10 protein-coding genes are annotated in these 12032 nt (G+C 66.2%); 9 read left to right on the top strand and 1 reads right to left on the bottom strand.

The window, feature by feature from the left end; all coding sequences use genetic code 11:
- The first annotated feature begins 42 nt into the window (after positions 1 to 42).
- The 4 genes from V2L18_RS06780 (at position 43) to V2L18_RS06795 (ending at position 6399) form a co-directional block, all read left to right on the top strand.
- The gene (locus tag V2L18_RS06780; RefSeq protein WP_336177206.1) at positions 43 to 1827 is read left to right on the top strand and encodes a glycoside hydrolase family 15 protein; all 1785 of its coding nucleotides are present in this window, start codon (positions 43 to 45) and stop codon (positions 1825 to 1827) included.
- A gap of 275 nt (positions 1828 to 2102) precedes the next feature.
- Complete coding sequence (locus tag V2L18_RS06785; protein ID WP_336177208.1) at positions 2103 to 3494, top strand: trehalose-6-phosphate synthase; 1392 nt, start codon at positions 2103 to 2105, stop codon at positions 3492 to 3494.
- Positions 3495 to 3776: 282 nt separating this feature from the next.
- The gene (locus V2L18_RS06790; protein WP_336177210.1) at positions 3777 to 5156 is read left to right on the top strand and encodes a DUF1800 domain-containing protein; all 1380 of its coding nucleotides are present in this window, start codon (positions 3777 to 3779) and stop codon (positions 5154 to 5156) included.
- Positions 5157 to 5160: 4 nt separating this feature from the next.
- A complete protein-coding gene (locus V2L18_RS06795; protein WP_336177212.1) occupies positions 5161 to 6399 on the top strand; it encodes a DUF1501 domain-containing protein in 1239 nt (412 codons plus the stop codon).
- 276 nt (positions 6400 to 6675) lie between these two features.
- On the opposite strand, the gene hppD is transcribed toward V2L18_RS06795, so the two are convergent.
- Entirely contained in the window at positions 6676 to 7770 is a 1095-nt protein-coding gene (gene hppD / locus V2L18_RS06800; protein WP_336177213.1) for a 4-hydroxyphenylpyruvate dioxygenase, read from the bottom strand.
- A gap of 208 nt (positions 7771 to 7978) precedes the next feature.
- Between hppD and V2L18_RS06805 the strand changes: the two genes are divergently transcribed.
- The 5 genes from V2L18_RS06805 to modC all read left to right on the top strand — a co-directional run bounded on the left by V2L18_RS06805 (position 7979) and on the right by modC (position 11869).
- On the top strand, positions 7979 to 8446 hold the full coding sequence (locus V2L18_RS06805) for an Lrp/AsnC family transcriptional regulator (RefSeq protein ID WP_336177215.1): 468 nt from the start codon (positions 7979 to 7981) through the stop codon (positions 8444 to 8446).
- Positions 8447 to 8784: 338 nt separating this feature from the next.
- Positions 8785 to 9195, top strand: coding sequence for a hypothetical protein (locus V2L18_RS06810; RefSeq protein WP_336177218.1), 411 nt, complete (start codon positions 8785 to 8787; stop codon positions 9193 to 9195).
- A 40-nt stretch (positions 9196 to 9235) separates the two neighbouring features.
- Positions 9236 to 10048 carry a molybdate ABC transporter substrate-binding protein gene (gene modA / locus V2L18_RS06815; protein WP_336177220.1) on the top strand — a complete coding sequence of 271 codons (813 nt, stop codon included), beginning with the start codon at positions 9236 to 9238 and terminating at the stop codon, positions 10046 to 10048.
- Between the two features lie 7 nt (positions 10049 to 10055).
- Complete coding sequence (gene modB / locus V2L18_RS06820; RefSeq protein ID WP_336177221.1) at positions 10056 to 10751, top strand: molybdate ABC transporter permease subunit; 696 nt, start codon at positions 10056 to 10058, stop codon at positions 10749 to 10751.
- A complete protein-coding gene (gene modC, locus V2L18_RS06825; protein WP_336177223.1) occupies positions 10751 to 11869 on the top strand; it encodes a molybdenum ABC transporter ATP-binding protein in 1119 nt (372 codons plus the stop codon). The genes modB and modC overlap by 1 nt, the downstream gene beginning before the upstream one ends.
- Positions 11870 to 12032: the final 163 nt, after the last annotated feature.

The raw sequence follows: 12032 nt of genomic DNA on the forward strand, positions 1-12032 counted from the left end.
CCGTCGAACCGTCCGACACGATCCAGCACGAGGTGATATTCCGTGAGTTCGCTCGACCTTGCCATGATCGGCAATTGCTCGCTTGCCGCCCTCATCGACAAGAATGCGCGCATCGTCTGGTGCTGCCTGCCGCGTTTCGACGGGGATCCCGTCTTCCATTCGCTGCTGGGCGCCAGAAGCGGCGATCCGGCCGATGGCGCCTTTTCCATCGAACTGCACGATCATGTGCGCTCCGAACAGGAATACGTGCCCAACACGGCCATCGTGCGAACGCGGCTCTATGCCTCCGATGGCGCCGCGGTGGAAATCACCGATTTCGCCCCGCGGTTTTACAAGTCCAACCGGGGATTCCGTCCCAATGCCATCGCGCGCCGGGTGAAGCCGCTTTCGGGCCGGCCCCGGGTCACCTTCCGCGTGCGCCCGGGTTTCGACTACGGCGCCGCCACGCCGGAGATTACGGCAGGCTCCAACCACATCCGCTATGTCGGGCCGGATCAGGTGCTGCGCATGACGACCAATGCGCCGATCACCTACATCCGCCACGAGACGACGTTCATCCTGGAGCGCTCGCTGTCGTTCTATTTCGGGCCGGACGAGTCGCTCACCGATCATCCCGATACGCTGTGCCGGGCCTTCGAGGAGCAGACGGAAACCTACTGGAAGCACTGGACGCGCCGGCTCGGCGTGCCGCTTGAATGGCAGGAGGCGGTGATCCGCGCCGCCATTACCCTGAAGCTGTGCACCAACGAGGAGACCGGCGCCATCGTCGCCGCCGTCACCACCTCCGTGCCGGAGGCCGCCAACACGGAGCGCAACTGGGACTACCGCTTCTGCTGGCTGCGCGACGCGTTCTTCGTCGTGCGCGCGCTCAACTCTCTGTCGGAAATGGAGACGATGGAGAATTACCTGCGCTATCTCAACAATATCGCCGCGGTAATGAACGGCGATCACCTGCAGCCGGTCTTCGGCATCGGGCTGGAGAAGGATCTCGTCGAGCGCGTGGTCGATCTGCCCGGCTATCGCGGCATGGGGCCGGTCAGGGTCGGCAATCAGGCCTACGAACACTTCCAGCACGATGTCTACGGCAATGTCGTGGTGGGCGCGGCGCAGGCGTTCTTCGACGAGCGGCTGCTGCACACGTTCGGTGCGGATGAGTTCCGCTTCCTGGAGGCGGTCGGCGAACGGGCCTATGCGCTGCACGCGAGCCCGGATGCGGGCATGTGGGAATTGAGGACCCGCGCGCGCGTCCATACCTCCTCGTCGCTGATGTGCTGGGCGGCCTGCGACCGGCTCGCCAAGATCGCGCACAAGCTGAAACTCGACGAGAGGGCTGCCTACTGGCGGGGCCGTGCGGACGAGATCCACGCCACGATCTGCAAGCGGGCATGGAACCAGGAGCTCAATTCGTTCGTTGAGAGTTTCGAGGGCAAGGACATGGATGCCGGGCTGCTGCTGATGGCGGAAGTCGGTTTCCTGCCCGCCTCGGACCCTCGCTTCGTCGCGACCGTCGACCGTATCGGACAACGGCTGCGCCGGGGAAACCATCTGTTCCGCTACAATGCCGCCGACGATTTCGGCACGCCGGAGAACGCATTCAATATTTGCACGTTCTGGTACATCGATGCTCTGGCCAGGATCGGACGGAAGGACGAGGCACGCGAGATTTATGAAACAATGTTGGCGTGTCGCAATCATGTCGGGCTGCTATCCGAAGATATCGACACGGGGAGCGGCGAATTATGGGGCAACTTCCCTCAGACATATTCGATGGTTGGAATCATAAATGGCGCCATGCGTCTGAGCGCGGGGTGGGAAACCGCGATCTGACGAGCGACGCCCTTGGTCCGGACAGCGCCCAGCGCAGGCCGCCGACCGGCCACGTGGCATCCGCAAAACTGGCCGGATCTGTTATGCTGGGACCCGGGCCGGTGCCATCCGGCAGGCAGAAGGTTCGCGGCAGGGAGGCCTTGCGGGAGGAAATCTCAGAAGAGGAACTGGATGAGGATTTCGACGGGGCTCTGGATGAAACCGGAGCCGACATCGAGACCACGACACGGCGGCTCGGCATGCCGCCTGCTTATGGAGGATGGGAAAACAGAACGATGGCGAGACTTGTCGTAGTTTCTAACCGGGTCGGTCCGCTCAAGGATTCCCGAAAGGCAGGCGGGCTTGCTGTCGGACTTGTCGATGCCCTGAAGAAGGATGGCGGGCTCTGGTTCGGCTGGAGCGGGCGCATTTCCGAAGAAGGCACGTTCGGGCCGCTGCAGGTGGAAAGCACGCGGCGCGTGGAGACCGCCACCATCGATCTGAACCAGGCCGACTACGATGGCTACTATGCCGGCTACGCCAACAAGTCGCTCTGGCCCGTCCTGCACTACCGTCTCGACCTCGCCGTTTTCGAACGCACCTACGAGCTGGTCTATCGCCGCGTCAACGACCGGTTCGCCACGCGGCTGAAATCGCTGCTTCGCGACGACGACGTCATCTGGGTGCACGACTATCATTTCATTCCGCTCGGGCGGTCGCTGCGCAACATGGAGGTCGACAATCCGATCGGCTTCTTCCTGCACGTGCCGTTCCCAGGGCCCGATTTCCTGACCGCCCTTCCCAATTCGCACCAGCTTGTGCGCGATCTCTTCGCCTATGACGTGATCGGCTTCCAGACCCAGCGCGACGTGGAGAATTTCCGCGCCTTCGCGGAACTGGAGCTGGGCGGCAGCGTCGGCGAGGACGGCTCGGTGACCGCGTTCGGACGCACGGTCAAGGCAAGGGCCTATCCGATCGGCATCGACACCGAGGGGTTCGCCCAGTACGCCCAGACGGCGGAGGCACAGCGCCACTACCAGCGGCTGATGACCTCGCTCAACGGGCGCACCCAGATCATCGGCGTGGACCGGCTCGACTATTCCAAGGGCCTGCCGGAACGCCTGCATGCGTTCGAGCGGCTTCTGGAGAACTACCCGGAACATCGCGGCAACGTTTCGCTGATGCAGGTGGCGCCGCTGTCGCGCTCCGATCTCGATGCCTATGACAAGATCCGCCGCGAGCTGGAATCCGTCTCCGGTCACATCAACGCGCGTTTCGCCGACATGGGCTGGACGCCGATCCACTGCATGTTCCGCTCCTTCACGCGCCGGGCGCTGGCGGGCATCTATCGCGGCTCCGCGATCGGTCTCATCACGCCGCTGCGCGATGGCATGAACCTCGTCGCCAAGGAATACGTGGCGGCGCAAGACCCCGAGGATCCGGGGGTTCTCGTCCTCTCACGTTTCGCCGGCGCCGCGCACGAGATGTCCGAGGCGCTGATCGTCAATCCCTACAACCGGGAGCATGTGGCGGAGATGATCCAGACGGCGCTGCGCATGAGCCTGCAGGAGCGCAAGGAACGCTGGAACGCGCTGTTCAAGAAGCTCAGCGAGAACGATTCCCACCACTGGGCACAGTCGATCATTGCTGATCTGCGACAGGTACATCGGGCCTCGCTGGCGGCGTAAGCAGGCGGAGGATGCCTTTTCCGGCCATTCTTTCAGGTCTCTCCGCCGTTATCCCCCGGCGCAGTCCGGGGGACCCATGATCTTGCGAGGGCATCGTGGAGCCGGGGTGGATTGCCCGGACTTTGCCGGGCAATGACGAACGAGAGACCGGCGTGCGAGAAACAAGACGCGGGCGAGCGCCCTTCGCGCAATCGCCCGTTTGCCGTCCTCAAATCGCCGCACGGCGTGGCGATCATGCCGGCCAGCGAAATCCGCATTCACGGCATGCGAGGATGAAGCCCGATGAGCCGCGACTATCAGGCGTTTCTGGCGACCAAGCGCTTCGGCTACGGCGCGCGACCCGGCGACATCGCCGCCGCCCTGCCGGACCCGGTGGCCAGCGTGCTCGCCCAGCTCGACGGTTTCGATCCCGATGCCGGGCCGCGCGATGATCTCCCCGATCAGGTGGAGGCCACGCGCCGTTTCTTCGCGTTTCGCGATGCGCGGGGGGAATTCCGCAAGACCACGGAACTGAAGGGCCCGGCGCGCGATGCGCGCGAGAAGGAACTCTTCGGCGTCAATCCCATCTACACCATCTACGGCGCGGAGGTGCTGGCGCGCGCCCGGCGGGCGGCCTCCAGCGACCGGCCTTTCGTCGAGCGGCTGGTCGCCTTCTGGTCGAACCATTTCTGCGTCGCCATCGATTCAGATTCCATCGTGCGGCTTCTCGCCGGCAACTACGAGCGCGAGGCGATCCGGCCGCATGTGCTGGGCCGTTTTGAGGACATGCTTCTCGCCACCCGGCGCCATCCGGCCATGCTCGCCTATCTCGACAACGACAAGTCCGTCGGCCCGAATTCGAGTTTCGGCAAGCGTACGGGCAAGGGGCTCAACGAGAATCTGGCGCGCGAGACGATGGAGCTGCACACGCTCGGCGTCGATGGCGGCTACGATCAGGGCGACGTCATCGAGCTGTCGAAGATTCTCACCGGCTGGAGCTACGAGGGGGCGCGCAGCGACGAGCCGGGCCGCTTCCGCTTCTATGCCAACACCCATGAGCCGGGCATCCGCTCGCTTCTGGGCAAATCCTATCCGCCGCAGGGCGAGGAACAGGGCATCGCCGCGCTCGCCGATCTCGCCCGCCATCCCGCCACGGGGCGGTTTCTCGCCACGAAAATGGTCCGTCATTTCCTGGGCCGCGTGCCCGAGGGCGGCCTGATCGACCGGCTCGCCGCCACCTATGCCGGCTCCAACGGCGATCTCGGCGCCCTGAGCCGCGCGCTCGTCAGGTCGCCGGAAATGTGGGAGCCGGCGCGTGCTGTCTTCATTTCCCCATTCGAGTTTCTGACCGCCACCACGCGGGCCACCGGTCTCGACCTCAATGAGACCGAAGTCGCCCGCGTGCTGCGCATCTTCGGGCAGGTCACCTGGCAGCCGCCGTCGCCCGCCGGCTGGCCGGACGAGCCCGAGGCGTGGCTTGCCCCCGATGCGTTGATGGAACGGCTCGATTGGGCGCAACGGGTCGCGCATCTGGTGCCCGTGCCCGACGATGTCGATGCCTTTGCGGCTGATATTCTCGGCCCCGCCTACGATGGCGACACGCGGCTTGCGGCCACCCGCGCGGAGACGCGCCAGCAGGCGCTGGCCATGCTCATGATGAGCCCCGGGATGCAGAGGAGATAGGCCGATGGACGTCTGCGATTATTCCCGACGCCAGTTCATGGTCGGCACGGCGGGGCTCGTCGCCTGGGCCTACCAGACCCGCATTGCGGCGGCCGCGCCCGGGCGCGATCCGCGCCTGCTCGTGGTCAACCTGCGCGGCGGCATGGACGGGCTCGGCGCCGTCGCCCCCGTTGGCGATCCCGACTATCAGCGGCTGCGCGGCGAGGCGGTTCTGTCTGCCGACGATCCCGCCCGCGGCCTGCCGCTCGACGATCTGTTCGTGCTGCATCCGGCGCTGCCGACCCTTCACCGGCTCTATCGCGACGGTCATGCGCTGATCGCCCATGCGGTGGCCACTCCCTATCGCGACCGCTCGCATTTCGATGCGCAGGACGTTCTGGAAACGGGTGCGGCGGCGGTCGGCCAGTTGCATACCGGCTGGCTCAACCGCGCGCTTTCCGCCCTGCCGCCCGGCGAGGCGATCGGCGCTGCGGGCGCGCCCGCGCTTTCCATCGGCGCGCAGGTGCCGCTGATCCTGCGCGGGCAGGCGGAGGTGATGTCGTGGATGCCGCCGGGCTTTGCCGCCGCCGACGGCGATTTGCGTGCGCGCCTTCTCGATCTCTATCGCCACACCGATCCGGGCCTTCTCGCCACCTTTGAGGCGGCGCTCGACCTCGACCGCGCGACCGGCGGCGAAATGGCAGTGGTGAAGGAGATCCGGGCGGAGACGCCGGACCTCAAGGGTCCGGAGATGCTGGCACGGACGACGGCGCGCACGGTCGGCAAGCTGATGGTGGAGCCTGGCGGGCCGCGCATCGGTTCGATGGAAATTCTCGGCTGGGACACCCACGTCGACGGCGAACCGTTCGACGCGCGCTTCGTGCGCCAGATGGCGCGGCTCGACCGGGTGATCGCCGATCTCAGCGCCAATCTCGCCCCCGTGTGGGACCAGACGGTGGTCTGCCTGATGACCGAGTTCGGTCGCACCGTCCGCTATAACGGCGCCGGCACCGATCACGGCGTCGGCACCGTGGCGATTCTCCTCGGTGGCGCGGTCTCCGGCGGCCGCGTTCTGGCCGACTGGCCGGGGCTTTCGGAGGCTGCCCTCTTCGAAAACCGCGACCTCAGGCCGACGATCGACGTGCGCCGGCTCTTCAAGGGCGTGCTCGCCGACCACCTGGGCCTTGGCGAGCGGGTTCTGGCGGAGACCGTGTTTCCCGACAGCGCCGAGGCAAGGCCGGTTCGGGGATTGTTGCGGGGGTAGGGGGGTGGTTCGCCAGTCTCTTGAATTACCTCTCCCATGGGGAGAGGTCGGGCCGAAGGCCCGGGTGAGGGGATGGAATGTTGCCGTATCCATGATGGCCGGACACCCCTCACCCTAACCCTCTCCCCATGGGGGAGGGGACTTGCTTTTTGCCGGATGCGACCGGCCTGCCCGACATGCGATCCCACGCCCCACAAACAGCGAAAGGGGCGCTCCCGCGTGGGATCGCCCCTTTCCCTCCTCCCCAGGGTCGGCCGTCCGCCGCCCTCCGGGTCTCTATTCGGCCGCGTCCGCCTTGATCACGCCGCGGCGGATCTGGTCTTCCTCGATGCTCTCGAACAGCGCGCGGAAGTTGCCCTCGCCGAAGCCGTCGTCACCCTTTCGCTGGATGAACTCGAAGAAGATCGGCCCGATCACGGTTTTGGAGAAGATCTGCAAGAGGATCCGCGTCATGCCGCCGTCGATCAGGATGCCATGTTTCTTCATCCGCTCCACCGGCTCGTCGTGGCCGTGGACGCGCTCGAAGCTCTTTTCGTAATAGACCTCCGGCGGGCCCGGCATGAACTTCAGGCCGTTGTCGGCGAGCCGGTCGGTCGCGTCATAGATCGCATCGGTGCCGACGGCGATGTGCTGGATGCCCTCGCCCTTGTATTTCTTCAGGTATTCGACGATCTGGCTGGTTTCGTCCTTGGACTCGTTCAGCGGAATGCGGATCTTGCCGCAGGGCGAGGTGATCGCCCGGCTGACGAGCCCGGTGATGCGGCCGTCGATGTCGAAATAGTGGATCTGCCGGAAACCGAAGAGATCGCGGTAGAAGTCCCACCACTTGTCCATGTTGCCGCGGAAGACATTGTGGGTGAGGTGGTCGAGATAATAGAAGCCGACGCCCTCGGGACGCGGGTCGCGTTCGCCGAGCCACTCGAATTCCGCGTCATAGGCGGAGCCCTTTTCGCCGTAGCGCTCGATGAAATAGATCAGCGAGCCGCCGATACCGACGATGGCCGGCACGTCGAGCGCCTTGTCGTCGCCCTCGTAGGGCTCAGCGCCTTTCGAAACCGCATGCTCGAAGGCGTGCTTCGCATCGACCACGCGCCATGCCATGGAAGGCGCGCAGGGGCCGTGCTCGCCGACAAAGCGCATGGCATGCGAGCCCGGCTCGGCGTTCACAAGGTAGTTGATGTCGCCCTGCCGGTAGACGGTGATCGCCCTGGAGCGGTGCTTTGCCACCGGTTCGTAGCCCATGCGGCGGAAAAGGGCGTCGAGCTTTTCCGGCTCCGCGCTGGCAAATTCCACGAACTCGAAGCCGTCGGTGCCGGCGGGGTTCTGTTCGCTGATCTTCGCCGGCGGTGCGTCGTGCGGAAACGGTCCCATCGTGTCTTCCTCCTGTCCGCCGGCCGTGCCTTCGCGCGAAGGGCCTGTTTCAGGGCCTTGTCGCAGGGCTCCGTCCCTGGCCGGCGCCGCTTGCGCGGCAATGTCAATGCGACCATTTTGCGCGCTTTGCGCCGCAATTTGCATGCATTCGCGCGACTGACGTCGCGGTCTGTGCACAAATCGTGCGTCATATGCTAGTATTGCGCACATGATCACACTCGATGCCTTCGATATCCGTCTTCTGGCGCTTCTCCAGCGCGATGCCGGGCTCACCAATCAGGAGATCGGCGCGCGGATCGCGCTGTCGGCCTCGCAGGTCTCGCGCCGCCGTGCGCGGCTGGAGGCGGACGGTGTCATCCGCCGCGTGCGGGCGGAATTGTCGAGAGATGCGCTGGGCCTGCAGGTGACGGCCTTCGTCGGCGTCACGCTCAACGCGCACAGCCGCGCCAACTCGCGCCGCTTCCGCGATCTCGTCAACGCGATGGAGAGCGTGCAGGAGGCGCACGCGCTGACCGGCGAGATGGATTATCTGATCAAGATCACGGTCGCGGACCTGAGAACGCTGGCGCGCGTCATCAACGACGACCTGCTGGCGCACGACGCGGTGCAGAACGTCCATTCCTCCGTCGTGCTGGAGACGTTGAGGGATGACAACCAGTTGCCGATCGGCGGGTAGGGGAGAGAAGGAGAAGGGAATGGAGCGGCTTCGCCGCGCTTGTTGCGCTGGATTCCGGGTCTGGCCATGCAGCTTCGCTGCAGACCGCCCGGAATGAGGGAGTATGTGGTTGGCTTGAAGCTTTCCACACCCTCCCTCATTCCGGACAAGTGAGGCGAAGCCGAACGCCGATCCGGAATCCAGCGCAACAAGCGCGGCAAAGCCGCTCCATACATTTCTGCCCTTCTCCTTTCTGTCCCTCTCCTTTCTGTCCCTCTCCCTCTCTTCTCCACACCCCACTCTTCGCCCCCTCCATTATGTCCCTTGACCCCGCCGCCCCCGCACCCGACCCTGCCCGCATGACAGACTTTCCCAAATCCCGCATCCGTCTCATACTCGCGCCCGGCGTCGCGCTCGGTCCCGGCAAGGCGGACCTTCTGGAAGGCATCCGGGATACCGGGTCCATCCGGGCCGCCGGCAACCGCCAGTCGATGAGCTACAAGCGCGCCTGGAACCTCGTCGGCGAGATGAACCGCATCTTCCGCACGCCGCTTGTCGAAACGGAAAAGGGCGGCTCGAAGGGCGGCGGTGCGCGGCTGACGGAGGCCGGGGAAGCCGTTCTCTCCCACTTTCGCGGCATGGAAAGGGTGCTCCGTGAGGCCGCCGCGGCCGACATCGCCGCCCTGCAAGCGATGGTGGAACCGGGTGCGGCCACACTTCGCACGCGCGACAGCGATTCCGCGCTTGAGGATCCCAAAGACGGCGTATAGGGTTCGATATGTTCCGTCGAACATATCGCAAGGATTTGCCATGAAACCCGCCCAGTCCGCCTCCGGAGCCTCCTTCACCTCCAGAGTGCTTCGCCGCGCCGCCGGCGTCGCGGTCGCAACCGGCCTCGCCGTGGCGGCCACGCTCGGCTCCGCCCAGGCGGCCGAAAAGCTGACCGTCTTCGCCGCCGCCAGCATGAAGGATGCGCTTGAGGGGATCGGCGCCGCCTACACGAAGGAAAACGGCACCGAGGTCGTCTTCTCCTTCGCCTCCTCTTCCGCCATCGCCCGTCAGGTGGAAGCCGGCGCGCCGGCCGACGTCTATATCTCCGCCGACGTGAAGTGGATGGACTATCTGAAGAAGGCCGACGCCATCGACCCCGCGACGATCCGCAACGTCGCCGCCAACACGCTGGTTGTCGTCGCGCCGAAGGCCGACGCCAAGCCGCTCGAGCTCACCAAGGACGCGCTGCTTGAACGCATCGGTGAGGGCCGGCTCGCCATCGGCACGCCGGAATCGGTGCCCGCCGGGCGCTATGGCAAGGCCTCGCTCACCAAGCTCGGCCTGTGGGATGCGGTGGAGGGCAAGCTCGCGCCGATGGAGAACGTCCGCGTGACGCTCGCCGCCGTCGCCCGTGGCGAGGCCCCGCTCGGCATCGTCTACGGATCGGACGCCGCCATCCAGCCGGATGTCGCGGTGGTCGCCACCTTCCCCGATGACAGCCATGCCCCGATCGTCTATCCCGGGGCGGTGACCACGGTCGCAAAGCCCGGTGCGATCGGGTTCCTCGACTATCTTTCCACGCCGGAGGCGCGCGGGATCTTCGCCAAGGTCGGCTTCCAGCCCGTTGATTGAACTATCGATGCAGCCACTGTCCCCTGCAGAGATCGAGGCCGTCGTCCTGACCTTCAAGGTCGGCGGCCTCGCCCTTCTGGTAAGCCTGCCGCTTGCGATCCTCGCTGCCTATGCGCTGGCGCGCTGGCGCTTTCCCGGCCATGCGCTGTTCGATGCGCTCATCCACATGCCGCTGGTGCTGCCGCCGGTCGTCACCGGCTACATCCTGCTCATCCTGTTCGGACGGCACGGGCCCATCGGCGGCTTCCTGCACGATGCCCTCGGCATCACGCTCGCCTTCCGCTGGACCGGTGCGGCGCTCGCCGCCGGCGTCATGGCCTTCCCGCTGATGGTGCGGCCGATCCGGCTCGCCATCGAGGCGGTCGATCCCAAGCTCGAACAGGCCGCCGAAACGCTCGGCGCGCGCCGCATCGTCACCTTCTTCATCGTGACCCTGCCGCTGGCGCTGCCCGGCATCATCGCCGCAGCCCTGATGGGCTTTGCCAAGGCGATGGGCGAATTCGGCGCCACCATCACCTTTGTTTCCAACATTCCCGGCGAGACCCGCACCCTGTCGCTGGCGCTCTACACCTTCACCCAGTCGCCAGACGGCGATCTCGCCGCCCTGCGTCTCGCCATCACCGCCGCCGTCATCGCCTTCGGCGCGGTGTTCGCCTCCGAATTCGTGTCGCGCCGGCTCGCCCGCCGGCTGGGAGGTGGCTGATGCTCTCCGTCGATATCGAAGCGCAACTCGGCACATTCCGGCTTGCTGCGTCGTTCGAAAGCGCCGCCGGCGTGACCGCGCTGTTCGGCCGTTCCGGCGCCGGCAAGACCTCGCTCGTGCACATGATCGCGGGCCTGTCGCGGCCCTCACGCGGCCGCATCGCGGTCGACGACATGGTGCTTTACGATTCGGAACGGAAGATCGATCTTTCCACCCGCGAGCGCCGCATCGGCCATGTCTTTCAGGAGGCGCGGCTGTTTCCGCACCTCACCGTGCGCCGCAATCTCACCTTCTCGCACTGGGCGGGCGGGCGCCGAGCCTCCATGCCGTTCGACGAGGTGGTGGAGCTTCTGGGCATCGGCCAGCTGCTCGATCGCCGGCCCGCCAAGCTGTCGGGCGGCGAGCGCCAGCGCGTCGCCATCGGCCGCGCGCTCCTGTCGGGGCCGCGCATGCTGCTGATGGACGAACCGCTCGCCTCGCTCGATCAGGCCCGCAAGGGCGAGATCCTGCCCTATCTCGACCGTCTGCGGCGTGAGGCGGCAATCCCGATCGTCTACGTCTCCCATTCGATGGAGGAGGTCGCGCGGCTTGCCGAAACGCTGGTGATCATCTCCGACGGCAAGGTGGAGGCGGTCGGTCCCATCGGCGAGGTGATGACCCGGCTCGATCTCGGCCCGGCCACAGGGCGCGAACATGCCGGCGCCGTGCTCGCGGGCAAGGTCGCCTCGATCGATCGGACATGGGGGTTGACCCACATCGCGGTTGAGGGCCAGTCGATCGAGGTTCCGGCCGTGCGCGCCGGGGTGGGCGAGGAGCTGCGCCTGCACCTGCGCGCCCGTGACATCGCACTGGCACTCGAAGTGCCAGGCGGGCTTTCCATCCGCAACGCGCTGCCGGTCACGGTGCTGGAGGTCACGCACGAGGACGGTCCCTACGCGGAGGTCGCCTGCGCGCTCGGCAAACAGCGCCTGCGCGCCCGCATCACCCGCGCCTCGCTGATCGCGCTGGATCTGAAACCCGGCCAGCACATCTTCGCGCTGATCAAGAGCGTGGCGGTGGACAGGCCGCTCGCCTCCCGCGAGACCGGGCGCGACCGGGACGGTTACATGTCGCGCTAGGGGGCGCAACACGAAGGCCCGCAATGAAGCAATGACGGAGCCGCCCGACGTCGGTCAAACACGGGCGGTTGCGTTGCGAAGGGGAGCCTTTCCTCCCTGCGACTGGGCTCCCGCCGCCGTCAACCCGGGCACGGCGACGGGAGCCCGCTTGCGCGGGTCGGTG

It is taken from the genome of Breoghania sp. JC706 (assembly GCF_037026715.1).
Classification (GTDB): Bacteria; Pseudomonadota; Alphaproteobacteria; order Rhizobiales; family Stappiaceae; genus Breoghania.